Origin of the sequence: Candidatus Nitrosotenuis uzonensis (genome assembly GCF_000723185.1) — an archaeon.
GTDB classification, from domain to species: domain Archaea; phylum Thermoproteota; class Nitrososphaeria; order Nitrososphaerales; family Nitrosopumilaceae; genus Nitrosotenuis; species Nitrosotenuis uzonensis.
Genome location: NZ_CBTY010000009.1, coordinates 138,640 through 163,551 on the forward strand (window position 1 = coordinate 138,640; position 24,912 = coordinate 163,551).

Consider the following 24,912-nt stretch of genomic DNA (forward strand, 5'->3'; position numbering starts at 1 on the left):
TCTAATTTCTTCATCTGAAAGCGATGGGGATTTGATAGTTTTGAGCTTGGACGCATTAGCGACGTTTTTGTCAACAATGATTTGCTTTGCCTTGGCTTGCAAAGATTATTTTGTGTTAAAAGAAACCAAACACAAATTATTAATTATTGGTTATTTGAGAAACGAATCTTCATGCAGCAGATAGGTATAAGCAATCTAATTCGCAGTGCAACTTTCTTCCAACATGCAGGTGTATCTATAGTATACATCTTCATGCCGATTCTTGCGCAAAATCTGACAACATCCATCTTTGAAGTTGGAATCACCATAGCTTCGTTTTTCTTTGCCCAGATACTATCCAGCATGTATTTTGGCAGGATTTCCGATGCGAGTGGAAAAAGACTAATCTTTATCAGAGTAGGATTTCTTGCCTGCGCTGCAATGTTTGGCTTGCATTATGTTGCAGACAACTCGCTATACCTTCTGCTAGTACGCCTCGGAGCAGGAGTTGCAAGCGGCATGATGGTGCCTGCTATGCTCGCATACACATACGAATCAGGTAAAGATAAAACAAAAGTTGCATCCGTTATTTCATTTCATGCATTAGGTTGGCTTGCTGGAATTGTTGCCGCAGGAATTGCAAACAACGAGAAGACAATCTTTCTTATCAGTGCTGCCCTGTTTCTTACAGGACTCGTATTTACCATGCGTATGCCCCAGTATGCAATTGTAAAAGAAACAGGCGCAACAAAATCAGTAATTGCAAGGAACAGGTTTCTCTTCCTCTCACTATTATTCCGACATACTGGAGCCACTGCAGTATGGACGATTCTGCCATTGGTACTCACGCAGTCCCTTGGCGCAAAGCTGTACGAGGTATCAATGGTGTACGTTGCAAACACGATAACTGCTTTTGTTCTGATGAATCTGATGGGCACGAAAATCCGCACAAAAAACGTGACCAAATTCAAAATAGGTATAGGCCTGACTGTGTTCGTATTTGCGGGCATGGCAGTAATGAGTAGCTGGTGGATGGCAATACCCTGGATGGCACTAGTAGGATTTACTTGGGCATTTTTGTATATTGGTGGAAGCATACATCTTATGGAGAACAATCCAAAATCAACATCCACTGGAATATTTAATTCCACAATAGCAATTGCAAATGTGATAGGCCCTGTTGTTGCAGGCACCATAGCGTTTTATTATGACCAAATTTCTGTGATGTATTTTGCGGTGGCAATATGCATAGTTGCATTTGCCATTTCGCTAAAAATCAAATAGGCGTAAAAATAAAAAAAAGTGTTCAGCTTGCTATTGCGTTACCAATATGCTGACAGAGCTTGGATTTGCCACCTTCATGTAGACAGTATGCACTGTAGACTTGGACGCCGACAGGTTTCGGATCTGGTTTTCTAGTCTCTCTACACCAGAATCAATTACCACCTTTGCGTCCAAAACTGCCACATCTCCTGCGGTTGCCTTGTAGACCACCCTTGCGATTCCAACATCATCAGATATGCTAGACCTGAGCTTGTTTATCGCCATAATTTCCACGCTGGGTGCGCTAAAAGACGTATCTTGGACTGGAACCTTGTTTTTTAACATACTGATAATACCGCCAATCTTATTTTCAATTGAGTTTGTCTTGTCTGCAATTCGTTTTTCCGTGTTCTTATTATCGAATTTGTGCTGCTTTAGTGTGTTCTTGTATTCCTCAAGTGTCTTTATCATCTTGGATGCCCCCTTGGCTTGCTTTTTTTCAAGCATGCTTACGGTATACTTGTCACCTGACGTCTTGGCGTCCGCAAAAGCTGGACTTATGTTTACAAGCATTAGCACGGTTGCAACAAGTGCAGTCAGTGCACCAATTTGTTTTGCATTCATTGTGTAGGATATAGCAATTTGTTATTAGTTAGTAGCCATCCGGATGCGGTGTGTCTTTTTGCAAATCACGTGCAGTGCGTCATCTCAGGCCCCACCTTGCCATTACTTTTTCCTCGATTCTCTTGAAGATGAGACCATCAATTAAGATCCCAATTAGCATTATTACTATCATCATAGCTATTACTTGTGAAACGTCGTTTAGCTGCCTGCCAACATTAAGCAAAAATCCAAGACCTAAAAATGAAAATAACAGTTCGGCACCGATTACGCCACGCCATGCAAATGCCCATCCCTGTTTGAAACCAGATATCATATATGGAAATGCGGCCGGGATCAATACTTTGGTGATCAGTTGTGTGCCTCGTGCCCCCATATTCTGCGCAGCTGCAATATAGTCAGGATTGATGTTCTTAACTCCAGTGTACGTGTTTATTGTTACTGCAAATATTGCGCCTGCCACAGTCACAAAGATTATTCCAGCATCAGTTAATCCGAACCAGACTATCGCAAGAGGCGCCCATGCAACTGAGGGTATTGACTGCAGACCTAGCACTATGGAGCCGATGGTCTGATTTACGGTTGGAACCCTAGCCATGAATACGCCTAGAATCATACCCCCAGCGATTGCAATCAACAAGCCGACCACAAGACGCCAAAGACTAGTGCCTATTCCAAACCAGAGTGTTCCATCAGATGCTCCATACCACAAGTCTTCCCCCACCTCAATTGGAGATGGGAACACATTATCGCTCCAGATATTGGATGCGTCAAGAGCCTGCCAAACAAGAACGAGTCCCACATAAAATGCAATTTTCTTTCCGACTATCTTTGATGTCATCTAGTCGCTCCCCTTTGCCTTTACTTCTGGTCTTAGTTCTGTGAGAATCTCTTGCTGGTATTTGTAAAGCGAGTTGTCTTCTACAAGGCGAGGTCTTTGGTGTTCAATCTGTATTATTTTTTTGACAGTGGATGGCCGGTGTGTGAATACTGCAACCTTGTTTCCAAGTACTGTTGCCTCAGATATGCTATGGGTAACGAACACTATGGTCTTCTTTGTCTTCTGCCAGATCATCTGCATTTCAACCAGAAGTAGATCGCGTGTTTGTGCGTCAAGTGCGGCAAACGGTTCATCCATTAAAAGCACGTCAGGATCCATCACAAGAGCTCTGGCAATAGCCACTCGCTGCCTCATGCCGGTTGAAAGTTGATACGTATACGAGTTTGCGAACTTGGTTAGCTGCATCATCTCAAGATATCTGTCTGATATCTGCTGTCTTTCCGATTCTGGTATACCTGCTATCTTGAGTCCGAATTCCACGTTATCTCGTACCTTAAGCCATGGAAATAGAGCACCTTCCTGAAAGACCAGTATTCTGTCTGGCCCTGTCTTTGTGATTGGTCGATTATCCAGTAGAATCTGCCCGTCATCCGGTTTTTCAAGCCCCGCCGCAATTCTCAAGAAAGTGGATTTGCCGCATCCAGATGGCCCCACAAGACAAACAAAATCGCCATCCTCCACTATAAGGTCCACACCACCAAGTGCTTTCAGTTTATGCCCGTCGTGATCAAAATATTTTACAATTCCTTTTGCTTCAAGCTTTGCCATATCAGACACCTGCCTGTGCTTGATAGAATGCGCCATCCAGATTGTAGCCATGGCGTCCAAGATAGCCTAGCGAGTTAGCACGTTCAGCAAAAACACGTATTGATTCTGAATTGGCATCCTCAGTAATTATGATGTTGGAAAATGCGCCGTGCACTATACTCTCAGGCAGCATCTTGCCTGTATGTTTTTTATAAAAATCTATGAATGTGATCTCAGTTTCTCTTGGATTTTCGTTAATCCACTTTATCGTCTTTTTGTGCGCTTCAATCCATCTTTTAACAATCTCAGGATGTTTTTCGACAAAATCTGATCGTGCAATCAATAAAACTGATGAGAACTGCTTGTTTGGCCACAAATCTTCTTCGTTGAAAAGCCGTTTGCCTCCAAGCTGCTCCACTAAGATTGTTGCCAGTGGTTCTGGAACCCATGCACCATCTATTTCCCCTTTTGCAAACAATGTGAATATCTCAGAGTTTGCAATATTGTAAACTATGACATTGCCTCCCTTCTCTGCAGGCTTTAGGCCGTTCTCAGAAAGAAAAGTGCGCAAAGATACATCCTGAGTATTTCCAATTGACGGAGCAGCTATTTTCTTTCCAGCAAAATCTGCGGCAGATAAAATATCCGTGTCTTTTTGAACCACAAAGCTTGCTCCGTTGCTTGCAGCACCGGAAAGAATCTTCAATCCTTCTCCTCCAGATTTGACATAGCCGTTGATAAATGGGGACGGTCCCACATACGCCATGTCTGCCGAGTTTGCAAAAAGCGCTTCAATTGCTTGCGGGCCGCTGTCAACTATTATGGGCTGAATTGGAACATCTCCAAGATAACTAGCAAACTCTCCGTTTTCAATTCCCACTATAGGCACGGCATGAGCTATGTTGGCAAAAAAGGCGACTCGAACTCTGTTTTGGTCAGAGTCAGGTTGCGCAGAGCCCAGCATGATTGCCAGAATTCCCACCATAGCTATTGCTATTCCTGCCAGAATGGGAATTTTCATAAAACAGCGTTATGAAACTTCGGTTAAATAGTGATCGGATTTTAGCTCTACCTATTTAGCTCAAACTATTTTCCAAACTTTTGAAATGAGTATTGAAAATAGAACAACAAAAACAGATCAGCACAAAAGATAAATGCAAATTGTATTGACGGAAAAGCTCTAATGAAACAAAAAGCAGTACTTGCTTTTTCAGGTGGCCTTGATACTTCTGTCGTTGTAAAATATCTACAAGAAGAGCACAATATGGATGTGATAACGGTCACGGTAGATGTAGGTGAGGGAAGCGACCAGAAAAAAATTGCTGCAAAAGCAAGACATCTTGGCGTTCTGCGACACTATAACATTGATGCAAAAAAAGAATTTGTTGAAAAATTTATTCATCCGGCCATAAAGGCAAATGCCCTCTATCAGAAAAAGTACTGTCTTGCAACATCACTTGCAAGACCACTGATTGCGCAAAAAGTCTTAGAGGTTGCTAAAAAAGAAAAGGTCAGCGCACTTGCGCATGGTTGTACTGGAAAGGGTAACGATCAGGTGCGATTTGATGTCACCTTTGGCTCCGGTTCCAACCTTCCAATAATTGCGCCCATCAGAGATTTGAATTTAGATAGAGCAACAGAGCTGGAATTTGCAAACAAACACGGCATTCCAATTGATAGCGTATCAAAAAAATTCTCAATTGATCAGAATTTATGGGGCAGGGCAATAGAAGGAGGAAACCTAGAAGACCCATATGCAGAGCCGCCAGATGATGCGTTTATCTGGGTAAAGACAAAGAACCTACCAGATAAACCGCGATATATGGAAATTGAATTTGAAAACGGTGTCCCAGTCTCAATCGATAAGAAAACATTGAATCCGGTAAGACTAATCGAGTATGCGAACCAAGTAGCAGGAGCAAACGGTGTAGGAATTGTCGATCACATAGAAGACAGAGTAGTAGGCATAAAGTCGCGAGAAGTGTACGAAACACCAGGCGCCATGTGCATAATAGAGGCACATTCAGACCTTGAAAAAATGGTACATACAAAGCACGAAAACAAGTTCAAAAGCATAGTGGACCAAGAATGGGCTTGGCTTGCATATTCAGGATTGTGGCAGGACCCGCTAAAGCGAGACCTTGACAAGTTCATAGACCAGTCACAAAAGACAGTCACTGGAATTGTCAGGTTAAAGCTTTACAAAGGAGGATTGCGTGTAGTAGGCAGAAAATCAAAGCACTCACTATACAGACACGACATTGCAACTTATGGCAAGGGATCTGCATTTGATCAAAGAAAGGCCACAGGCTTTGTTGAGTTGTGGGGACTGCAGACAACAGAAGCTAATAAATTAGCAGACAAGAGGTGAAAAAGATCGTAATGAATTGTTTAGAATGTGATGCAACAATCAACATCCCAGATGATGCAGCAGTTGGAGAGATAGTTTCATGTCCAGAATGCGGAGCCGACTTTGAAATAGCAAAGAAGAATGGTTCCAATGTAGAACTAAAGCCAGCGGAAAGCGTCGGAGAAGACTGGGGAGAATAGTTGGCCAAGGTCTGCATCGTATTTGATAGACTCAGATTAGAAGAAAAGATGCTTGAGGATCAAGCATCCAAGATGGGTCACAACACCATCGTAATAGATGCCAAGATAACCCAGATGAGTACTGAGACTAGAAGGTCAGACATTGATTTTGGCGACGTAGTTCTTGAACGCTGCGTAAGCTACTATCGTGGGCTCCATTTTACAGCCTGCCTTGAGTTCCTAGATGTCCCAGTAATTAACACACACCAAGTCGCAGAAGTGTGTGGAAACAAGATGGTGACCTCACTTTTGTTAAAAAAACACGGTGTTCCCACGCCAAAGACATACTTTGCATTCTCCTCAGAGGAGGCAATGAGGATGATCGAAAAGCTTGGCTACCCCATAGTAATCAAGCCGATAATAGGCAGTTGGGGAAGAGGAATATTGCCATTACGTGATAAGGATACCACTGAAGCAATAATAGAGATGCGAGACATTGAGGACGGCTCGCACGATAGAATTTACTATCTTCAAGAAATGATAAAGAGGCCGCCAAGAGACATACGTGCCATAACTGTAGGCGATCAGGTAGTTGCGGCAATGTACAGAAAGTCGCAGGGCGACTTTAAGACAAACATCGCACTAGGAGGCGATCCTGAGATTTGTGAAGTGACAAAAGAAATGGAGGACTTGTGTCTGAAGGCATCAAAGGCAGTAGGCGGTGGTATTTTGGGCATCGATCTGATGGAGGATGACAGTCGCGGCTTGGTAATCCACGAAGTGAATAATACTGTCGAATTCAAAGGTCTGGCGCGAGTTGCAAAAAAGAACATTCCAGAAGAAATGATAAAGTTCGCCTTGAACTACATTAGAAAATAAATTATACCACATCATGAGGGAAAGCGTATGTTAAGAGTAGGAGTAGTTGGAGCATCAGGATATGTTGGCGGAGAGATGCTACGCCTTTTAGTTACACACCCAAAAGTAGAGATCACCATGGTGACATCAAGACAGTATGTCGGTGAGTATCTTCACAGAGTCCAGCCAGCTCTTAAGGGATTTACAGAACTTACATTTTCAGAGTTAGACTATGATAAAATGTCAGATAAATGTGATCTTGTGTTTACCGCAGTTCCACATGGCACAGCTACTGAGATTGTCAAAGCTCTTTACGATAGAGGGCTTAAGGTAGTAGACCTTTCTGCCGACTATAGGCTTCACAATCAGGAAGGATACACAAAATGGTATGGGTGGGAACATCCACATCCAGAATACTTGGCAAAATCAGTCTTTGGAGTTCCAGAGCTGCACAGAGAGAAAATCAGAAACGCCCAGCTTGTATCTTGCCCAGGATGTATGGCGGTAACTTCGATGCTTGCCCTTGCGCCTCTTGTAAAAAACAACCTAATCGATACAGAACACATAGTAGTCGACTCGAAGATTGGCTCCTCTGGAGCAGGAGCTGGGAGCGTTGCAGGCACGCACCATGCAATGCGCTCAGGTGTAATCAGGCCATACAAACCGGCAAAGCACCGACACACAGGAGAAATTGAGCAAGAGCTAAGTGAGATTGCAGGAAAAAAGATCAAAGTTTCAATGAGTCCTCATGCAGTAGATATTGTAAGGGGCATATTGTGTACCAATCACACTTTTCTTACAAAAGACATAACGGAAATAGAATTGTGGCGGGTCTACCGTGAGATGTACAAAGAGGAAAGATTCATCAGGCTCATACGTGACAAAAAGGGACTGTACAAGTTTCCAGATCCCAAGTTTGTCGTCGGCTCTAATTTCTGTGACATAGGATTTGATATTGATGAGGACAATCACAGACTTGTTGCGCTATCTGCTTCAGATAACTTGATGAAAGGTGCAGCAGGCTCTGCCATACAGAATATGAACATAATGGCAGGCTTTGACGAAATGGATGGGCTAAGATACTCACCGCTTACCCCTGTTTGAGCAAATGATTACAATCAAAATTGGTGGAAGTGTAGTAGAAAATCTTCATCCATCCACCATACAAGACATAAAAAAAGTTGCAGAAAGTGAGGGAGTAATACTTGTTCATGGCGGCGGCAAGGAGGTAACAAAGACTTGCGAGATGCTAGGTAAAGAGCCAAAGTTTGTTGTATCACCTAGCGGAATTAAATCACGATACACGGATAAGGAGACAGCCGAGATCTTTACCATGGTCATGTCAGGCAAGATAAACAAGACCATAGTTCAGATGTTGCAAAAAAATGGCGTAAACGCAATAGGCTTATCCGGAGTTGATGGCAAGGTCTTCATGGCAGAAAGAAAAGATAAGCTGGTCATCATAAATGAGAAAGGACGAAAACAAATGATTGATGGCGGATACACAGGCAAGGTCACAGAGGTAAACGGCGCGCTCCTAAAGATGCTACTAGATAATGGATATACCCCGGTAGTATCACCGATTGCATTAAGCAAAGAATTCGACCTGTTAAACATAGATGGAGACAGGGCTGCTGCAAATGTGGCAGGGGCAATAAAGAGCGATAAGATCTTGTTTTTGACCAATGTTGACGGTCTTTTAATGAATGATAGACTGGTACAAAAATTAACAAATGCAGAGGCAAAGGAAATAAGACCCAAGGTGGGCTTTGGTATGGAAAAGAAGATACTTGCGGCAACGGAGGCACTTGATATGGGCGTCATGGAAGCATTGATTGCAAACGGCCAGCGAGAAAATCCTATATCCTCGGCAATTTCTCATCAAAACTGCACGGTAATTTCAAAATGAGTGAAGATGATTTTCTTGGTAGCCTCTACCAAAGGTTCCCAGTGACAGTTGAAAAAGGATTAGGATCAAGAGTCTGGGACATCAACGGAAAAGAATACATTGACTGTATGGGTGGATACGGTGTTGCCCTAGTTGGTCACAGAAATCCAAGAGTTGTCGCGGCAATAAAATCCCAAATTGATAAGATAATTACAGTCCACACGTCATTGTACAACAAGACTCGTGAGGAATTTTTAGAAAATCTCATCAAGGTAGCACCGAAGGGGCTCACAAATGTCCACCTTGGAAACAGTGGAGCCGAAGCAGTTGAAGCTGCGATAAAGTTTGCAAGAAAATACACTGGCAAGTCAGGAATGATCGCAATGAACGGCTCGTATCATGGAAAGTCGATGGGGGCGCTATCTATCACGTTTAATCCAAAGTACAGAAAATCATTCATGCCGCTTGTAGAAAAGGCAGTATTTTCTCCTTTTGGCGATATCGAAACACTACGCTCAAAAATAGACAAGGATACTGCATTTATCATAATGGAGCCCATACAGGGCGAGGGAGGGATACACGTTGCACCAGATGGATTCCTCCAACAGGTTCGCAAGCTCTGTGATGAAAACAGAATTCTCCTTATATTTGACGAAATTCAAGCAGGATTAGGCAGAACAGGCAAAATGTGGGCGTGCGATCACTGGAGTACGGCCCCAGATATAATGTGCCTTGCAAAAGGTATAGCAGGCGGAGTTCCAATGAGTGCAACTCTTGTAAAACCAGAGATACTTGCTGCAATGAGTAAGGGTGAACACTCATCCACTTTTGGCGGCAATCCACTATCATGCGCCGCAGGGGTTGCAACACTGCAGGCTCTAACACAGGATGGCCTCATCGAAAATGCGGCCAAAGTAGGCAAAACATTCAGGGAAGGACTTGAACGGCTAAAAGAAAAACACAGCATCATACGCGATATACGGGGAAAGGGACTGATGATTGGAGTAGAGATGAAATTCGAGGTAAAAGACATATTGTTTGACGGCATTTCAGAAGGAGTCCTGCTGTTATACTCAGGACGCAACATACTCAGGCTGCTGCCACCACTTGTCACTTCAGAGGATGACGTTAACAAAGTATTAGAAGTACTAGACAGATTATTTGCTAGAGAAACGGAGAGAAAAAAGAATGTACAAGGACAAGATTGATGATGAAATAATCAGGATCCTAAAAGAGGACTCTAGAGAGTCTTTTGTAGATATCGGAAAGAAGCTAAAGCTTTCCGAATCAGCTGTGAGACGAAGGGTAAAGAACCTTATTGACGGCCAGATAATCAAAAAATTCACAGTTGAAATAGGCGAGCAGAACTCTACAAAGGCAATCGTTCTAATCTCAGTCGAATCGTCGATGGATACATCCAAAGTATCAACCAAACTTACCAAGCTTGAAGGAATAAAGACAGTCTATGAGATAACAGGACAATATGATATTGCAGTCATTCTTTCGGCCCCAAACATAACTGAAATAAATGGTTCAATTGATCAGTTGCGAAAGGTGCCGGGTGTTTCAGACACCAACACTGTAATCATATTGCGCGAAGTTGTTTAACGAAAATCGAGCTCAAAACTCTGTTTTTGGCCTAAAATAGATGTATTTTATCTGATTAGTGCCGCTTCTAGTACGATTATCTTTATAACGGGCACATTCCTGTAACAACTCTGCTATGAACGATCCAAATTACTATGCCCACTTGTGGAACGAGTATGACAAAAAGCCAAGAAGAATACACGTGCTGGACAGTACTCTTAGAGAAGGCGAACAGCACCCAGGAGTGACGTTTACCAACAAACAACGCATTCAGATTGCATGGATGTTAGATTATTTCGGTGTGGACCAGATTGAGATATCACCAGTGGTATCAGAAGACCACTTTGAGGCAACAAAGACAATCATAAAACAAGGCCTAAGAGCAGATATTGTGGCGCACGTACGCGCCCTAAAAGAGGATGTGGATGTTGCACTAAAGTGCGATCCCAAATGGACTGCCACATATCTTGGAATTTCAGACATTCACCTAAAGGACAAGCTGAGAATCACTCGCGAAGAGGCAATGCGACGAGCAGTAGAAACTGTCGAGTATGCAAAATCACACGGTCTGAAGATGAGATTCACTGTGGAAGACGGTAGTAGGGCAGACCCAGAGTTCTTGCTCAAAATATGCAAGGCAATAGAAGAGGCAGGGGTTGACAGAATTAGTTTACCAGACACAGTAGGAGTCATGAGACCAAAGGGCATGTACAACTTTGTAAAAATGGTAAAAGATAAGATCAAGGTACCTTTGGATGTCCACTGCCACAACGACATGGGATTTGCACTTGCCAACGCATTTGCAGGAGTCGATGCAGGCGCAGACCAGATACACACCACAATAGACGGTGTGGGTGAAAGAACAGGCATTCCTGCGCTTGCAGAAGTAGCAGTTGCCATGACATATTTGTACAGATCTCCAAACGACTTTAGGCTCGACATGCTAACTGATCTCTCAAAGCTGATAGAAGATTATACTGGAATAGTTCCATACGATTCAAAACCCATAGTAGGTCCTACCGCGTACAAGCACAAGGCTGGCACTCATCTTGCTGCGATACTGAGAAACCCTGCGGCATATGAGCCGATTCCTCCAAGAGTGGTAGGAAACAGGCGGAGAATAGTCTTTGGCGAGCTTGCAGGAAAGACAGGTTCTGCATATCTGATGTCGATTTTAGGCCTGGATAAGAACGATGAGCAAGCAAAAGCAGTAGCTCTTGGGCTTAAAAACCTCAGAATGGGGGATCTTTTGGAGATACCTCTGGACGGTAAGCTTGAAAGAAAGATAATTAATGACTCAAAGGGCAGTAATGAGTAACTATGGCAAAATGTTCAGAATGTGACTCTGATATTTCAATCCCAAAGGATGCTCTAGAAGGCGAGCTTGTAACTTGTCCTGATTGCGGTGCAAGCTTTGAGATTGTAAAATCTTCTGGCGGATTTGAGCTAAAACCAGCTCAGAGCGTTGGAGAGGACTGGGGTCAGTGAGTCCCCCAATATCGGTTCTCTACGACACCATCCGACTTGAAGAAAAGGCCCTTGTCGAATCTGCAAAGAAAAGGGGCATCAATATACAAATGGTAGATTGTAGGAACCTTGTAATCGATCTGGACAAAAAATCAGATTTCGGTACAGTCCTGCAAAGATGCGTTAGCTATTACAGAAACCTACACTCTACTGCAGCCTTGGAAGGAGCTGGTGCAAACGTGATAAACTCACTTCACACTGGCATCTATGCGGGAAACAAATTGTTCACACACATGTTATTAAAAAAAGCTGGAATTAACACGCCGTATGTTACAGTTGCATTTACAAAAGAATCCGCACTTGAGGCACTTGATAGCCTTGGCTATCCGCGCGTGATAAAACCGACGGTTGGCAGTTGGGGTAGAATGGTAACTAAATTAAACAGCAAAGAGGCAGCCGAAGGCATCATCGAGGAAAGGGAAAAAATGTATCCGATTTATCAGATTCACTACTTGGAAGAGTTCGTCCAGAGGCCACCAAGAGACATAAGAGCAGTCGTCATAGGAGACAGCGTAGTAGGCGCTATCTACAGAAACTCTGGAGATGGCAATTGGAAGACAAACACGCATCTTGGTGGAACCGCAGAAGTATGCAAGGTGACACCTGAGCTTGAGGATATTTGCATAAAGGCAAAAAATGCTGTAAAGGGTCAGATAGTCGGAATTGATCTTATGGAAAGCACTGACAGAGGACTAGTAGTACACGAAATAAACAACACGACTGAATACAGAAATGTTGCGCGCGTTACGGGCACGGATATAGCAGGCCTAATCTTAGAATACGCAGTAAATTCAGGAAAATAGAAATGGACTCTTCATTTACCATTACGCCAAGGTTTTCAATAAAGATACTGGAGAAGGCACTAAGACTATACACCCCGTCTCTTTCCGAGAAGCCGATGGCAGAATATCTTGCCGACAAGTGTGATGACTTGGGTTTTGAAAATATTCATACTGACGAAGTAGGCAACCTGATTGCACAGATAGGTTCAGGTTCTCCTCGCGTGTTGCTCTGCGGCCACATGGATACGGTTCCAGGTAAAATCAAGGTGAGAAAGGAGGGCGACTATCTATATGGCAGAGGTGCATCCGATGCAAAGGCACCATTAATTGCAATGCTTTTGGCAGCTGCAACGCTGCAAAAGAACAACGGAACGATAATCTTTGTTGGGGCAGTGGATGAGGAAGGAAACGCAACTGGAATCAAGAATCTTGCAAAGCAGAAACTGGACATCGATTATGCTGTATTTGGAGAACCGAGTGGGATAAGAAATGTCACAATAGCATACAAGGGAAGAATTGCGATAAACCTGAAAATAAATGTAGGCGATTCTGCTCACGCTTCTGCTCCGTGGCTTGCTAAAAATGCAATAGAGGAGTCAATGAGATTCAGCCAGGAGTTAAAACACCATCTAGAAGAAAATCAAGATGGTAAATCAAAAGGGATGATGCTCACATGCACCATCACCGAAGTAAAAGGCGGAGACAGTCACAATGTGACCCCGAAAGAATGCACTACCACCATGGACATAAGAATTCCCGTTACCATGAACGTAAAGATGGTAGGAGAAAAGATTGCCTCCAAGGTAACAGATCTTGCAAACAAATACGGAGTAGAGGCAATGTATTCTGTAATAGACGAGACTGAACCGTTTGAGGCTCCCATGAATTCGCCATTGGTACGCGCATTCACGCTAGGTGTGATGGAAGTTGAGCGTGCAAGGCCGGCGCTCATACGCAAGACTGGAACTGGAGACATGAACATCATAGGCTCCCTATGGAATGTACCAGTTGTAACGTATGGTCCTGGAGATCCTCACGCATCACATACAATAGATGAACGCGTGTCCATGTCAGAATTTCTGCGCGGAATTGAGGTAATCAAAAACACACTACACCACCTTAAGCGACTGCACGATTCGAAAAAAGATAGCTGATGCTCTGGTTTATCGGTATTGGCATAACTGGCCCCGACTCACTTTCTCTTCGAGCAAGACAGATAATATCAGAATGCGATATAGTGTACTTTGAGCAATTTACAAGTCCCATAAAAGAACAAAACTCGTATGAGATCAGAAGCATTGTCAAGGGAGAATTTAGACTCGGTCCAAGATGGCTAGTAGAGGATGGAAGGGAGATTCTAGATGCCGCACGGGGAAAAAAAGTCGCATTACTATCATATGGAGACCCTTACATTGCCACAACTCACATAGAGCTGCGCGTACGTGCTGTACTGGAAGGCATACAGACAGATACGGTCCACGCATCATCAGCAATTACCTCGCTTATAGGAGAGTGTGGCCTACACTACTACAAGGTAGGCAGGACGGTCACAATTATGAGCGGGATTAGGCCGAGCACCGCATACTATACAATATTTGAGAATCTAAAGCTTGGAAGCCACACTGTCGTACTACTCGAGTATAATCAGAACAGGGGATTTTTTCTGAGTCCTGTGGAAGCATTCAAGAGCCTGCTTGAGGAAGAAAGAGAACAAGTACGCAAAGTAGTTTCTGATTCACTGTATGCAATAGTTGCCTCAAGGATAGGGTTTGAGGACCAAAAGATAACTGCCGGAAAGATATCAAGCCTTCTTGATAAGGACTTTGGCAAGGCACCTCACACCATAGTCATACCTGGAACGCTTCATTTTACCGAATCCGATGCCTTGAAGGCACTCGCAGAATGCGCCGACATGCCTGAGGAGAACACACCGAAAATTGAAAAAATATCAGCACAGATGATGAGAAAATATGTACCCATGGTAAGACGTGCGCTTGAGCAAATTGCTCCTCATTACAGTGATGCAAAGGAATTTGCAGGAGTTCTTGAAAATGCAGACCTGTACATCAGGGATGCAGAACGCTTTTTTGAGCAGGGAAAGGACGAGCTTGCCATACTCAGCATAGGATATGCCGACGGTCTTGTTGATGCGCTACGAATTGCAAAGGGAATAGAACCCGAAATGAATTCATAGATCACATTAAAAATAACAGGATGGTAGTGCATATAGTTTGGATATAATTGATAAGAAGATTTTAGCAGTATGGTACGTTTGCTCCATCACAAAGGAAGATCCGATGCAACTATGTATAAAGAAGACAAGCCTGAGTGAGGAGTATCTCTCACAGAGGATCAGCGCGCTGGAGAAAAACGGCGCAATAGAGAAAAACCGGCTAACAGAGTTTGGAAGAAGCGCGCTGCGCATAGTTCTTGCCGGCGGTGTCTTTGACATCATACATCCAGGACACATTCACACTCTAAATGCAGCAAAAGCGCTTGGTGACGTGCTGGTTGTGGTTGTTGCGACAGATAATACTGCAATAAAGATGAAAAAGAGAAAGCCCCTGCATCATGAAACACTCAGGCAGGAACTTATCAATTCACTTGTTATGGTAGATACGTGCATAGTTGGAAATGATGGAGATATCTTCAAGACGGTCGAGATAGTAAAGCCGAATGTTATTGCGCTTGGATACGACCAAGTACATCAGGAGAAATTTATCATAGATGGCTGCAGAAAGATAAATTTGGAAGTCCAGGTGGCAAGGCTACAGTCCCCCATACCAGAGTTTTCCAGTTCAAAAATTGAAAAAGAGTACGGCGAGGCAATCCACGGGTTGTAGTCATTCCAGAACAAAATATCTGTAAACAATCAGTGCCAAAAGTGCCAAGCCTAGGTATATCATCACGCGGCGGCTCATCCAGCTTGTAATGCCTTTATAGCTTGGATCAAAAGGATTGAATTTTACCATGCAGATACTGTTCTAGCGATCCTTTTTAGTGCTTCCAACCGCAATCAGATGATTTTAACTCCGTTCCAAAACGCCACATAGTTTTTGATCTGCTTTGCTGCGTCAGTTGGCTCCTCATAGTACCAAGCACAATCCTTGTTAGTCCTATCTGCAACCTGAACAGAGTAATAACTTGCAACCCCCTTCCAACCACATATTGTCTTTGTCTCTGATTTTTTGAAAAACTCTGGTTTTATCGAATCGGGCGGAAAGTAGTGATTGCCTTCAACTACTATTGTCTTCTCACTTTCTGCCAGTACAACACCATTCCAAATTGCCTTCATTTTTTCAGTTCCTTTGAGAACAATGCTAGGGCAAAATAGTCTTGCTTGTCAGTCCAGATGCTCTTTATTTCAAATCCAGCCTTCTTGGCCATAGTTCGTATCTGAGATATAGTGTATTTGTATGAATATTCAGTACAGATCCTCTCTCCTGCTCTAAAGTTGATTGTCATTCCAATATCTTGTATGCTTACTTGCTGTTCTGCTTTTGATTCTAGATACATCTCTATTCTTTTTGCTTGCAAGTTATAGATAGCCACGTGCTCAAATGAGTCGATATCAAAGTTTCCACCAAGCTCGTCATTTATTCTGCATAGTAGGTTAAGATTGAATTGTCTTGTGATGCCCTCAGAATCATTGTACGCGCGCTCAAGTATTTCTTTGTTTTTTACTAAATCTATTCCAAGAAGGAAAAGATCTCCTTTATTCATAGCGAGGTTGACTTTTTTGAGGAATTCTGTGGCTTCAGCATGATCAAAGTTTCCTATGCTAGACCCAAAAAACACTATGAGTTTTTTTCCAGAAATGTCCCTGATGTAATCAAGCCCATTCTCATATTGGTCGACTATGCCAGTTATGTGTAGATTATCAAATTCATCTTGTAACCTCTGACTACTTTCCCTTACGATGTCGGAGATATCAATTGGATAGTATTCTATTCTTTGATGAAGTAAAGAAAGAGTCTCAAAAATATGTCTTGTCTTTGTTGCAGCACCACTTCCCAGCTCTACTACCATGTTATGTCCGTCAAGGTGCTCCAGAAGGTCTTTGTTGATTTCAGACAGAATCTGCATCTCTTTTTTTGTCAAATAGTATTCTGGAAGATCACATATTTTATCAAATAGGTATGAACCGTTCTTATCGTAAAAGTACTTTGAATGGATAAACTTGTTTTTCCTGCTCAGACCGTAGGCAATATCTGCGCTGAAATCATTAGAGTGCAAAGTGTTCGACTTTACAATAAAGCAGTTCGGCGCAAGTTGAACCTTGGTGTATTTGTTTTGTATTTTTGATCTCATAAGCTATTTTTATGGAAATATTCCCATTCCGTGTTTTAAAAATCTTCTATAAGTCCAAATCAGATCTGATGGAAACACATGAATATTAAAAACAAGTTTCAGTATCATGCTTGCCACGTACTCTATTGTAGACAAATTCAAGTCGCTGAGAGCAACCACGCTGCAAATCGTATGCCCACTAGAAAAAGATGACTATACGGTACAAACTGCTCCGTATGTAAGCCCACCAAAGTGGCATCTTGGGCATGTCAGTTGGCTCTTTGAGAAGATTTTAGAGCAAATAGACAAGGATTACAAGATCCATGACGTGACATTCTCAAAATATCTGAATTCTTATTATAATAAATTTGGAGAGCAACATGATAAGGCAAGCAGGGGGGCTGTCTCAAGGCCAACTACAGAGCAAATACAAAGATATTATGATCTCATCACGCAAAAAATTATCACATTTCTAAATACGGTGCATCTTGATGCCTCAACTGAAAAGATAATCGAGCTTGGAATACACCATGAATACCAGCACCAAGAGCTTTTAGTGTACGATTTGCAGCATATTTTGGCTGAAAAATACAACCCTAAGATAAGAAATCGACGTGATGATGTTCTGTCGGTAAAACAAAAACAGATCCATATAGAGGGAGGCATCTACAATCTTGGATATTCTGGCAAAGAATTCTGTTACGATATTGAGCTTCCAGAGCACAAAGTCTACCTAAATGAGTACAAAATAGATGCCTTTCCTGTAACTGCAGGACAGTACATGGAGTTTATCGAGTCAGGAGGGTATGATGACCACAGATACTGGCTCTCGGACGGCTGGAATGCAGTACGAAAAAATGGATGGACTGCTCCAATGTACTGGTACAAACAAGACGGCAAGTGGCACATCAACGACTTTCTTGGCTCTCGCATTGTAGACCCATCAGAGCCAGTATGTCATGTTAGCTATTACGAGGCTGACGCCTACTGCAAATGGGCTCAAAGGCGCCTTCCGACAGAGGCAGAGTGGGAAAAGGCAGCTTGCTGGAATGAAGAAAGGCAGATCAAAACTGTGTTCCCATGGGGCGATGACTCTCCTTCTGGGAATCATGCAAACCTGCTAGAATCATACTTGTGGGGCCCGTCCAAAATAGGTTCATTCCCACAAGGTGCAAGTCACTATGGGTGCCATCAGATGATAGGCGATGTTTGGGAGTGGACATCATCCGAGTTTGTTGGATACCCGGGGTTCAAGTCAGGATTTTCCGAATATAATGATAAATGGTTTACCAATCAAAAAGTGCTCAGAGGTGGATCCTTTGCAACTCCAAGAGATTCCATTCGTGCAAGTTATAGAAACTTTTTCAGACTAGATGAGAGATGGCTCTTCTCAGGATTTAGGTGCGCAGATGACGTCTAGGATACAGGTATTGTGATAGTTATTCTGTCGCCGTTTTTGAGTCCTGTCTTTTTACGTATGTCAAACTCGGATATTAGCTCAGCCACGGAAAGATCATGATGCGTCCTCTCAAGAAATATCAGGTTGCATGGAATCTTGCCGTTCAAAGTGCATGAGTAACATCTAACCCAGCCATATGTACGCTTTCCGTCAGAGAACCCGTCGATCTGCTTTCCAGGCATGTTGTTCACCTGGCGCAGGGATTCAATGTGCTCTTTTTTTTCAATTTTGATATTTAGCGTACCCGGAAATGGTACATATCCTATCTTTGTTTTGAATTGTTTTGTGTATCCTTTTAGCGACATATAGTATGCTCCTTCACCCATCCCCGAAACCAATATGCCGCCAATTTCAATCTCAGATGGACTTGACTCAAGGCTGTTTTTTATCAGATTGTACATGTCTGCAATCTGGTCATAACCTTTCTTGGTCAGCTTTACAGATATCTTCCTGCCAGACATCATTCTCTGTATTAACCCACCCTCTTCTAGTTCTAAAAGATGCTTTGATGCTGCCTGTTGAGATTTGTGAATATTCTTTCCAAGAGACGAAGTTGTAATTGAAATAAAATTGTGTTTGGCTCCTTTTGATAGGAGCTCAGTTAACGTTATCAGATGTTGGATTTTCAGCTCAGACATTTGGCCTACGCGACGCCAAGTTCAGTGAAGGTCTTGAGTGAGATTCCATCCTTGTTTGTCAAGTTGGCAATTCTGTGTCCTATTATGCACTCAATTCCCGCCTGTTTTGCGCCATCTACCAATCTCTGAGTCACTATCCCATCTAGAATCAAGTACTTTATTCCAGATTGCACCGAAAGTTTTGAGACCAGTTCGCTGATTGGGACCTTGAAGACTTCTTTCTTGTTTGCGTCAAGTCCTATTGCTTCCAGAGTCTCATTGACCTGAGAAAATGTCTTTTCTGCAATCTCTGCCATCGGCTTGTCGTTTGGATCAGACAGTGACGGCTTTGGTTTTGGATTGTTCATTTCCTCGATTGTGTTTTTGAGAATGTCAGTGATTTGCTGAGGTGTCAGCTCTTCAACTTCCACTCCTTCCGGTGCCCTGTGAATTACGTCAATATCTACTACACTTTTTAGCTCCTTGAGGATGAACCCGCCTGCTCTGTCCCCGTCCAAGAATGCAACTACTTTTTCTTTTGTGTCGCATAGATCCTTGATTGACTCATCAATACGCGCTCCATCAATTGCAAGTGCGTTATCGATTCCAGCACGCAATAGATTGATTACGTCTGCGCGACCCTCAACCAGGATTATCCATGGCGAGTCAAAAACACCTGCACCGCATGGGAGTTTTCCTCTTCCATATGTGGTAAGCTTGCCTGACACGGATGTTCCAGCATGTATGTCCTTGAGCATCGTTTCCCCTTCTGAGATTGTCTTTGTTGCCCACTGCTGCTTGATCTCCTTGGCTCTTTTTATGATATCGTCTTTTTTTGTAGCACGTACATCTTCGATTGCCGTAAGTCTGAATTTGCAGTCAAATGGGCCTACTTTGTCAATACTCTCTATCGCAGCTGCGATAAGAGATGCAGTGTCAACGTCGGTGCTCATTGGAATTAGGGCATCACCCGTTGTCGTGTTTGTAGTAGAATTTGTCGTTACCTCGATTCTGCCAACCTTTGAGACTCGTTGCAGTTCGTTTAGGTTCATCTCCGGTCCTAAGAGTCCTTCCGTCTGACCGAAAATTGCACCTATTATGTCTGCACGTTCAACAAGTCCATCAACTTCAAAGGATAGCTTAACGTGATATTTGACAATTCCTCCTTGTGGCAACTGTTAGTATACCTCCTAAAATTCAATGAATATCATTTTTGAATCGCAGATATAAGTGCTTATCCGAATTCCAAATCTAGCTTGTATAGCACATGCTAGGAACAAATTAAAAATTAAAAAGTATTGGCTTATTCTGTGCTAAAGGAGTGACCGCAAGAGCACGATTTTGTTACGTTCGGATTGTTTATCTTAAATCCTGAACCCATTAGGCTCTCAATGTAGTCGATGTTTGCTCCTTTGAGATGTTCCTGACTGTAGCTGTCAACTAGAAGCTTTACTCCAGCCTCTTCGATGATAGTGTCGTCTTCTTCAGGCTTGGTCTCAAATCCCATTCCGTAGGAAAGGCCTGAGCATCCTCCGCCTTGAACATAGACTCGCAGGTATTCTGGCTTTTCTGCCTCCTCTTTCATGAATGAGAGGATCATCTCTGCTGCCTTTGGCGTCACTGTGATTAGTTTCTGTGTTTGTTCAGTTGCCATGAACCTGTTTGGCGCTCCAAATTATAATAATCTTTTCACACAAAATCGACTAGGAATAAAAAGGAAAAGTTAGGTGTAGCTTATTTTTTTGATTTGTTGACAAAGGCAGTCATGCGAGCTTCTCTGTCAGGATCGGTAAAGCAGTTTCTCCAAGCTAAGAGTTCAACTCCAAGGCCGGTTTCTAGATCTGCATTTCTTCCTCTGTTGATTGCAACCTTGGACATTTTTACTCCGAGTACAGAGTTTGCCGCAATCTGCTGTGCCAGTTTGTTTGCCTCTTCCATCAGCGATGCAAGCGGTACTATGCTGTTTACAAGTCCAATTTCTTTTGCTTCATCTGCCTTGATCATCTTTCCGGTGTAGACAAGCTCCTTTGCTTTTGCAATTCCTACTATACGCATCAGTCTCTGTGTTCCACCCCATCCCGGTGGAATTCCGATTGTGACTTCTGGCTGGCCAAGCTTTGCTGTGTCTGCTGCAATTCTTATATCGCAAGACATGGCAAGCTCACATCCTCCGCCGAGCGCAAACCCGTTAACTGCTGCAATCGTAGGTTTTGAAACCTCTTCTACAGTGGCAGTCAGAAGCTGTCCAAGCTTGGCATACTCTACTGACTGGTCAGGTGTTATCTTTGACATGTATTCAATGTCAGCACCAGCTGAGAATGCTTTGTCGCCTTCACCAGTAAGTATTATCACCTTGGTTTCGGCATCTTGGTCTAGCTCTTTGAAGACACTGATTATCTCCCTTGCAACATCCATGTTCATTGCATTGAGTTTGTCAGGTCTGTTGATTTTTACAGTGGCAACTCCATTAGACTTTGATGTTGTAACTAAAGCCATTACTTGATTCCTTTTTTTGCTTGAAATAAATGTTAGGAGTTCTTGCCCCACTGAGCAAGTGCGGCCGCTGCCGCAACCCAATTTCTGATATCATCATATACAGGAACGCCCTGTTTTTCAATCAACGCAGATACCTTTTGTGTGTATGGTCCTCCGTTTCCACCTACCAAAATAGGCTTTTTTCTCTGCCTTGAGAACTCGCCAAGATAGTCTATTATTGTCTCCTCCAGCGGGTCGTCTTGGAAAACGAACCACGGCATTACTATATCGATGTTGGGATCGTCCATGAATTTTTGTATTGTATACCTATAATCGTCTGCGTTTGCGCCTCCGGTTACATCTACTGGATTTCCTTTTCCTATCACATAGGTTGGTGGAAAGTGCTCCTTTAGCTCCTTGAGCGTCTTTGGTGTTACCTTGCCAAGTTCGAGTCCGAGTCTCTCAAAGTGATCTATTCCACCGATCATTGGACCTGCTCCGTTACTACACATTGCCGCTCTATTGCCTTTTGCTGGAGGTTGCCAGGCAAGAGCCTTTGTTACTGCTGCAAGCTCCTGGTAGCTGTCAACTGAAATTATTCCTGCTTGCTTGAAAGCCCCCATTATTATTGCGTTAGAGCCGCCAAGTGAGCCGGTATGAGATGCAGCCTGTTTTGCGCCTGCCTCTGTCCTTCCGCTCTTCCATATCACCACGGGTTTTTTCTTTTCCTTCATGACACGCTTGGCAGTGTTGATGAATTTGCGTCCGTCCCCAAAGCCTTCCACGTATAATGCAATTACCTTTGTTTGCGGATCGTTTGCAAGGTACCAAATCATGTCTGCTTCATCAACGTCCGAACGGTTTCCATAGCTGACCATCTTTGAGAGTCCAAATGAATCGGCGGTTTCAAGGAAGCTGATTCCCATAGTGCCAGACTGGGACAAAAGTGCAACATTTCCAAGCTTTGCCCTCACCATTCTTTCCTGGCCCTGAAACGCGCAGTCAAGTCTGTTAGCTGCGTTAAACATTCCTATGCAGTTAGGGCCAATGATCCTGATCTTGTGCTTTAATGCAAGCGACTTTATTTGAGATTCATAGTCCGCTCTCTCGCCTCCAAGTTCCTTTCCTCCACCAGACACTATCACCACATTGTGAACTCCCTTCTTTGCGCATGCTTCAAGTACAGGCGGAGTTACGGATAGGTCTACACAGACAACTACTAGATCTATCTTATCGTTGATTGCCTCAAGTGAGGGATAGCATTTGAGCCCCAGAATCTCCTCTGCCTTTGGATTAATTGGATATACCTTGCCTTTGTAGTCGTGCTTTGCGAGGCTGTCAAGTACAGAATTACCTACCTTTCCAGGCGTAGCTGATGCGCCAACCAGTGCGACGGATTGGGGGGTAAAGAATGTCTCCATGAAAGAGTCATCCGGCTTTGCCTTAGATATTGCGTTCTTGTTTATCTCTTTTGCAAGTATTATCTTTGCATCGACTACAAAGTATGACTTGGGGTAGACTACCACCGGGTTAAAGTCTATACTGTTGATGTATTTTGCATTGTCCACTCCAAGCTTGCCAATCTGAACAAGTGCTTTTGCAAGCATGTTCATATCCACTGGCTCGCTGCCTCTAAAGCCTTTGAATATCTTTGATGATTTTAATTCATTTAACATTGATTTTGCGTCTGCGGTTGTAATTGGTAGCATCCTGAATGCTACATCCTTGAACACTTCGGTCATTACACCTCCCAGTCCTACCATCATCACTGGGCCAAACTGTGGGTCAACTTGCAGACCTACTATAAGCTCGATTCCTTTTGGAACCATCTTTTCCAAAAGAACTCCTTTTACCTCGACTCCTTTTTTCTTTGAGAGTCTTCCATACATGTCGTTAAATGTTTTTTTCACATCAGCATCATTATCGAGCCCGACCTTTACACCGCCTACGTCCGTCTTGTGCAGAATTTGTGGTGAGACGATCTTCATTACCAGTGGATAGCCGATCTTTTTTGCGGCTGCCACTGCCTCGTCTGCAGATTTTACCAGAGCATATGGTGGAACTTTGACCCCGTATGTCTTTAGTATGGATTTGGATGCTTCTTCGGTTATAACTTTGTGACTTGTTTTAATTGTCTCTTCAAATATTTTTTGAGTTGAGCTCATAATGTGATCGAACACTGCCTAGCTTGATATATTAAACTTTGGTCAGTCCTAGCTCCGATCGGAAATTCTTGTAAAACAATTCCATGTTTTTTTCAATTTTGGGCATTTCGGATTCAATATCTGAGAGAATTTTGTTCGGGTCAATGTATGGAAGATTGATGTTTTCCGTAGTGTTCTCAAGCCAGGACCGTACAATGTTCCTGTCTACCTCAAGGTGGAACTGTACACCGACTGCGCTCCCATATCGAAACGCCTGATTATACAGATCAGAATACGCAAGGCGCTCGGCTCCATCTGGAATATCAAATGTATCACCATGCCAATGAAACACGGTGAATGGGCTGCTTATTCCCTCAAAAAGATGCGATTTTGATTTGGGCTCTACGATAAGATCATGGTAGAAGCCGATTTCCTTTTTTGGTCCTGGATACACTCTAGCACCAAGAGCTTTTGCAATAAGTTGTGAGCCAAGGCATATACCAAGCACCGGCACGCCTGCACGCACTGATTCCTGTATGAGTACAATCTCATTCTGCAAGTATTTCAGATCATCATTTGCGCTTTCTGGAGCGCCCAGAACTAGTACCATCGCATGATTAAGCTTAGGAATTTTTTCTTTTTTAGCAAATATGGTTTGAATCTTGAATCCGTCTGCCTTTAAGAGATCTCCTATTGTTCCAGGACCTTCAAGACGAGCGTTTTGTATTACAAGTACGTCTGACATTATACATCACATTTTGTTTTTTGATTCATCATATGAGAGAACTCTTCTCCGGAATACTGTTTTGAGAATGAGATAGGAATGAATCCTATTATAGATGACTCTATTGTTTCCTCAACACTCATTTTCCTAGAATCAATTCTTGTGACATCTGTTCCACCAATTTCCGTGTCAAGAAATGAAAAGAACATTTCAGATATCCGTTTGTCTTCCGTCGAGAATTTGGCGCTCATTACAGATGTAGAATGTGGTAAGATGTTTGCGCCTCCAGTTTGCAGCGCTCCAAGATTTTCACCATCATATGTCATCTTAAATGAATAAGATTTTAGATTTGCAGGCAGATCAGAGCTGTTACAGGCACTTATTCTTCCTCCAAACATTGTGGATAAATAGTCAAAGCTGCCCTGATCGTTCCATCTGAACTGAAGATTGCTTGCCGAGTATGCTCCTGCTGCAGAATATGCTACCGTTGCAACAATTACCGCTATTGCCGTAACAACTGCCAGAGCGTGTATGTTTGCCATGAACTAGGTACAAAAAAGGTCAATTTTTAGCTATAATAA

At 43.1% G+C, this 24,912-nt stretch carries 29 protein-coding genes; 15 read left to right on the top strand and 14 right to left on the bottom strand.

The features are described from left to right. The first annotated feature begins 171 nt into the window (after window positions 1–171). The gene (locus NITUZ_RS05940; protein ID WP_048196413.1) at window positions 172–1,263 is read left to right on the top strand and encodes an MFS transporter; all 1,092 of its coding nucleotides are present in this window, start codon (window positions 172–174) and stop codon (window positions 1,261–1,263) included. Window positions 1,264–1,293: 30 nt separating this feature from the next. Here NITUZ_RS05940 and NITUZ_RS05945 read toward each other — a convergent pair whose 3' ends face one another. From NITUZ_RS05945 to NITUZ_RS05960, 4 genes are all read right to left on the bottom strand, one after another. Further along, the gene (locus tag NITUZ_RS05945; RefSeq protein ID WP_048196414.1) at window positions 1,294–1,866 is read right to left on the bottom strand and encodes a hypothetical protein; all 573 of its coding nucleotides are present in this window, start codon (window positions 1,864–1,866) and stop codon (window positions 1,294–1,296) included. A gap of 79 nt (window positions 1,867–1,945) precedes the next feature. Beyond that, the gene (locus tag NITUZ_RS05950) at window positions 1,946–2,704 is read right to left on the bottom strand and encodes an ABC transporter permease (RefSeq protein ID WP_048196415.1); all 759 of its coding nucleotides are present in this window, start codon (window positions 2,702–2,704) and stop codon (window positions 1,946–1,948) included. Next, window positions 2,705–3,472, bottom strand: a complete 768-nt coding sequence (locus NITUZ_RS05955) for an ABC transporter ATP-binding protein (RefSeq protein ID WP_048196416.1) — start codon at window positions 3,470–3,472, stop codon at window positions 2,705–2,707. It abuts the gene before it with no gap. Window position 3,473: 1 nt separating this feature from the next. Then, complete coding sequence (locus NITUZ_RS05960; RefSeq protein WP_048196417.1) at window positions 3,474–4,472, bottom strand: ABC transporter substrate-binding protein; 999 nt, start codon at window positions 4,470–4,472, stop codon at window positions 3,474–3,476. A gap of 162 nt (window positions 4,473–4,634) precedes the next feature. On the opposite strand from NITUZ_RS05960, the gene NITUZ_RS05965 reads away from it, so the two are divergent. The 13 genes from NITUZ_RS05965 (at window position 4,635) to NITUZ_RS06025 (ending at window position 15,465) form a co-directional block, all read left to right on the top strand. Continuing rightward, a complete protein-coding gene (locus tag NITUZ_RS05965) occupies window positions 4,635–5,822 on the top strand; it encodes an argininosuccinate synthase (protein ID WP_048196418.1) in 1,188 nt (395 codons plus the stop codon). 11 nt (window positions 5,823–5,833) lie between these two features. Then, window positions 5,834–6,001: an alpha-aminoadipate/glutamate carrier protein LysW gene (gene lysW/argW, locus NITUZ_RS05970; protein ID WP_048196940.1), complete on the top strand. Its 168-nt coding sequence runs from the start codon at window positions 5,834–5,836 to the stop codon at window positions 5,999–6,001. Then, window positions 6,002–6,859, top strand: a complete 858-nt coding sequence (lysX, locus tag NITUZ_RS05975) for a lysine biosynthesis protein LysX (RefSeq protein ID WP_048196419.1) — start codon at window positions 6,002–6,004, stop codon at window positions 6,857–6,859. 27 nt (window positions 6,860–6,886) lie between these two features. Further along, window positions 6,887–7,942 (top strand): N-acetyl-gamma-glutamyl-phosphate reductase, encoded by a 1,056-nt coding sequence (gene argC / locus NITUZ_RS05980; RefSeq protein WP_048196420.1) that lies wholly within the window; start codon window positions 6,887–6,889, stop codon window positions 7,940–7,942. Between the two features lie 4 nt (window positions 7,943–7,946). Beyond that, a complete protein-coding gene (locus NITUZ_RS05985; RefSeq protein WP_048196421.1) occupies window positions 7,947–8,747 on the top strand; it encodes a [LysW]-aminoadipate/[LysW]-glutamate kinase in 801 nt (266 codons plus the stop codon). Then, the gene (locus tag NITUZ_RS05990) at window positions 8,744–9,934 is read left to right on the top strand and encodes an aspartate aminotransferase family protein (protein ID WP_048196422.1); all 1,191 of its coding nucleotides are present in this window, start codon (window positions 8,744–8,746) and stop codon (window positions 9,932–9,934) included. Before NITUZ_RS05985 ends, NITUZ_RS05990 begins: the two co-directional genes overlap by 4 nt. Further along, complete coding sequence (gene lysM / locus NITUZ_RS05995; RefSeq protein WP_048196423.1) at window positions 9,915–10,334, top strand: HTH-type transcriptional regulator LysM; 420 nt, start codon at window positions 9,915–9,917, stop codon at window positions 10,332–10,334. Before NITUZ_RS05990 ends, lysM begins: the two co-directional genes overlap by 20 nt. 115 nt (window positions 10,335–10,449) lie before the next feature. After that, complete coding sequence (locus NITUZ_RS06000) at window positions 10,450–11,631, top strand: LeuA family protein (protein ID WP_048196424.1); 1,182 nt, start codon at window positions 10,450–10,452, stop codon at window positions 11,629–11,631. Between the two features lie 2 nt (window positions 11,632–11,633). Further along, the gene (lysW/argW, locus tag NITUZ_RS06005; protein WP_048196425.1) at window positions 11,634–11,801 is read left to right on the top strand and encodes an alpha-aminoadipate/glutamate carrier protein LysW; all 168 of its coding nucleotides are present in this window, start codon (window positions 11,634–11,636) and stop codon (window positions 11,799–11,801) included. Beyond that, complete coding sequence (gene lysX, locus NITUZ_RS06010) at window positions 11,798–12,643, top strand: lysine biosynthesis protein LysX (protein WP_048196426.1); 846 nt, start codon at window positions 11,798–11,800, stop codon at window positions 12,641–12,643. Before lysW/argW (NITUZ_RS06005) ends, lysX (NITUZ_RS06010) begins: the two co-directional genes overlap by 4 nt. A gap of 2 nt (window positions 12,644–12,645) precedes the next feature. After that, window positions 12,646–13,776 carry a M20/M25/M40 family metallo-hydrolase gene (locus tag NITUZ_RS06015; protein ID WP_048196427.1) on the top strand — a complete coding sequence of 377 codons (1,131 nt, stop codon included), beginning with the start codon at window positions 12,646–12,648 and terminating at the stop codon, window positions 13,774–13,776. Beyond that, the gene (gene dph5 / locus NITUZ_RS06020; RefSeq protein ID WP_048196428.1) at window positions 13,776–14,816 is read left to right on the top strand and encodes a diphthine synthase; all 1,041 of its coding nucleotides are present in this window, start codon (window positions 13,776–13,778) and stop codon (window positions 14,814–14,816) included. The genes NITUZ_RS06015 and dph5 overlap by 1 nt, the downstream gene beginning before the upstream one ends. Before the next feature lie 37 nt (window positions 14,817–14,853). Further along, on the top strand, window positions 14,854–15,465 hold the full coding sequence (locus NITUZ_RS06025) for an FAD synthase family protein (RefSeq protein ID WP_048196429.1): 612 nt from the start codon (window positions 14,854–14,856) through the stop codon (window positions 15,463–15,465). Here NITUZ_RS06025 and NITUZ_RS10355 read toward each other — a convergent pair whose 3' ends face one another. Genes NITUZ_RS10355 through egtD form a run of 3 tightly spaced genes read right to left on the bottom strand, consistent with a single transcriptional unit; the run spans window position 15,466 to window position 16,933 of the window. Further along, window positions 15,466–15,594, bottom strand: a complete 129-nt coding sequence (locus NITUZ_RS10355; protein WP_275040826.1) for a hypothetical protein — start codon at window positions 15,592–15,594, stop codon at window positions 15,466–15,468. 44 nt (window positions 15,595–15,638) lie between these two features. Further along, window positions 15,639–15,917, bottom strand: coding sequence for a DUF427 domain-containing protein (locus tag NITUZ_RS06030; RefSeq protein ID WP_048196430.1), 279 nt, complete (start codon window positions 15,915–15,917; stop codon window positions 15,639–15,641). Further along, window positions 15,914–16,933, bottom strand: coding sequence for an L-histidine N(alpha)-methyltransferase (gene egtD / locus NITUZ_RS06035; protein WP_081844887.1), 1,020 nt, complete (start codon window positions 16,931–16,933; stop codon window positions 15,914–15,916). The genes NITUZ_RS06030 and egtD overlap by 4 nt, the downstream gene beginning before the upstream one ends. A gap of 106 nt (window positions 16,934–17,039) precedes the next feature. Here egtD and egtB point away from each other — a divergent pair, with 106 nt between their 5' ends. Further along, window positions 17,040–18,332: an ergothioneine biosynthesis protein EgtB gene (egtB, locus tag NITUZ_RS06040; protein WP_048196431.1), complete on the top strand. Its 1,293-nt coding sequence runs from the start codon at window positions 17,040–17,042 to the stop codon at window positions 18,330–18,332. Here egtB and NITUZ_RS06045 read toward each other — a convergent pair. From NITUZ_RS06045 to NITUZ_RS06075, 7 genes are all read right to left on the bottom strand, one after another. Then, entirely contained in the window at window positions 18,329–19,009 is a 681-nt protein-coding gene (locus NITUZ_RS06045) for a DUF120 domain-containing protein (protein ID WP_048196432.1), read from the bottom strand. The two genes, egtB and NITUZ_RS06045, sit on opposite strands and share 4 nt — an antisense overlap. A gap of 5 nt (window positions 19,010–19,014) precedes the next feature. Beyond that, complete coding sequence (gene dnaG, locus NITUZ_RS06050) at window positions 19,015–20,163, bottom strand: DNA primase DnaG (protein WP_048196433.1); 1,149 nt, start codon at window positions 20,161–20,163, stop codon at window positions 19,015–19,017. A gap of 128 nt (window positions 20,164–20,291) precedes the next feature. Beyond that, on the bottom strand, window positions 20,292–20,642 hold the full coding sequence (erpA, locus tag NITUZ_RS06055) for an iron-sulfur cluster insertion protein ErpA (RefSeq protein WP_048196434.1): 351 nt from the start codon (window positions 20,640–20,642) through the stop codon (window positions 20,292–20,294). 80 nt (window positions 20,643–20,722) lie between these two features. After that, complete coding sequence (locus tag NITUZ_RS06060; RefSeq protein ID WP_048196435.1) at window positions 20,723–21,484, bottom strand: enoyl-CoA hydratase/isomerase family protein; 762 nt, start codon at window positions 21,482–21,484, stop codon at window positions 20,723–20,725. A gap of 32 nt (window positions 21,485–21,516) precedes the next feature. Further along, window positions 21,517–23,628, bottom strand: coding sequence for a 3-hydroxypropionate--CoA ligase (locus NITUZ_RS06065; protein WP_048196436.1), 2,112 nt, complete (start codon window positions 23,626–23,628; stop codon window positions 21,517–21,519). A 31-nt stretch (window positions 23,629–23,659) separates the two neighbouring features. Further along, window positions 23,660–24,352 (bottom strand): type 1 glutamine amidotransferase, encoded by a 693-nt coding sequence (locus tag NITUZ_RS06070; RefSeq protein WP_048196437.1) that lies wholly within the window; start codon window positions 24,350–24,352, stop codon window positions 23,660–23,662. After that, window positions 24,352–24,873, bottom strand: coding sequence for a hypothetical protein (locus NITUZ_RS06075; protein ID WP_048196438.1), 522 nt, complete (start codon window positions 24,871–24,873; stop codon window positions 24,352–24,354). Before NITUZ_RS06075 ends, NITUZ_RS06070 begins: the two co-directional genes overlap by 1 nt. Between the last annotated feature and the right edge of the window lie 39 nt (window positions 24,874–24,912).

Bases quoted from the DNA above. Each gene is read 5' to 3' on its own strand.
- NITUZ_RS05940 (WP_048196413.1), top strand. From the start codon at position 172: ATGCAGCAGATAGGTATAAGCAATCTAATTCGCAGTGCAACTTTCTTC.
- NITUZ_RS05945 (WP_048196414.1), bottom strand. From the start codon at position 1,866: ATGAATGCAAAACAAATTGGTGCACTGACTGCACTTGTTGCAACCGTG.
- NITUZ_RS05950 (WP_048196415.1), bottom strand. From the start codon at position 2,704: ATGACATCAAAGATAGTCGGAAAGAAAATTGCATTTTATGTGGGACTC.
- NITUZ_RS05955 (WP_048196416.1), bottom strand. From the start codon at position 3,472: ATGGCAAAGCTTGAAGCAAAAGGAATTGTAAAATATTTTGATCACGAC.
- NITUZ_RS05960 (WP_048196417.1), bottom strand. From the start codon at position 4,472: ATGAAAATTCCCATTCTGGCAGGAATAGCAATAGCTATGGTGGGAATT.
- NITUZ_RS05965 (WP_048196418.1), top strand. From the start codon at position 4,635: ATGAAACAAAAAGCAGTACTTGCTTTTTCAGGTGGCCTTGATACTTCT.
- lysW/argW (WP_048196940.1), top strand. From the start codon at position 5,834: ATGAATTGTTTAGAATGTGATGCAACAATCAACATCCCAGATGATGCA.
- argC (WP_048196420.1), top strand. From the start codon at position 6,887: ATGTTAAGAGTAGGAGTAGTTGGAGCATCAGGATATGTTGGCGGAGAG.
- NITUZ_RS05985 (WP_048196421.1), top strand. From the start codon at position 7,947: ATGATTACAATCAAAATTGGTGGAAGTGTAGTAGAAAATCTTCATCCA.
- NITUZ_RS05990 (WP_048196422.1), top strand. From the start codon at position 8,744: ATGAGTGAAGATGATTTTCTTGGTAGCCTCTACCAAAGGTTCCCAGTG.
- lysM (WP_048196423.1), top strand. From the start codon at position 9,915: ATGTACAAGGACAAGATTGATGATGAAATAATCAGGATCCTAAAAGAG.
- NITUZ_RS06000 (WP_048196424.1), top strand. From the start codon at position 10,450: ATGAACGATCCAAATTACTATGCCCACTTGTGGAACGAGTATGACAAA.
- lysW/argW (WP_048196425.1), top strand. From the start codon at position 11,634: ATGGCAAAATGTTCAGAATGTGACTCTGATATTTCAATCCCAAAGGAT.
- NITUZ_RS06015 (WP_048196427.1), top strand. From the start codon at position 12,646: ATGGACTCTTCATTTACCATTACGCCAAGGTTTTCAATAAAGATACTG.
- dph5 (WP_048196428.1), top strand. From the start codon at position 13,776: ATGCTCTGGTTTATCGGTATTGGCATAACTGGCCCCGACTCACTTTCT.
- NITUZ_RS10355 (WP_275040826.1), bottom strand. From the start codon at position 15,594: ATGGTAAAATTCAATCCTTTTGATCCAAGCTATAAAGGCATTACAAGC.
- NITUZ_RS06030 (WP_048196430.1), bottom strand. From the start codon at position 15,917: ATGAAGGCAATTTGGAATGGTGTTGTACTGGCAGAAAGTGAGAAGACA.
- egtD (WP_081844887.1), bottom strand. From the start codon at position 16,933: ATGAGATCAAAAATACAAAACAAATACACCAAGGTTCAACTTGCGCCG.
- egtB (WP_048196431.1), top strand. From the start codon at position 17,040: ATGCTTGCCACGTACTCTATTGTAGACAAATTCAAGTCGCTGAGAGCA.
- NITUZ_RS06045 (WP_048196432.1), bottom strand. From the start codon at position 19,009: ATGTCTGAGCTGAAAATCCAACATCTGATAACGTTAACTGAGCTCCTA.
- erpA (WP_048196434.1), bottom strand. From the start codon at position 20,642: ATGGCAACTGAACAAACACAGAAACTAATCACAGTGACGCCAAAGGCA.
- NITUZ_RS06060 (WP_048196435.1), bottom strand. From the start codon at position 21,484: ATGGCTTTAGTTACAACATCAAAGTCTAATGGAGTTGCCACTGTAAAA.
- NITUZ_RS06065 (WP_048196436.1), bottom strand. From the start codon at position 23,628: ATGAGCTCAACTCAAAAAATATTTGAAGAGACAATTAAAACAAGTCAC.
- NITUZ_RS06070 (WP_048196437.1), bottom strand. From the start codon at position 24,352: ATGTCAGACGTACTTGTAATACAAAACGCTCGTCTTGAAGGTCCTGGA.
- NITUZ_RS06075 (WP_048196438.1), bottom strand. From the start codon at position 24,873: ATGGCAAACATACACGCTCTGGCAGTTGTTACGGCAATAGCGGTAATT.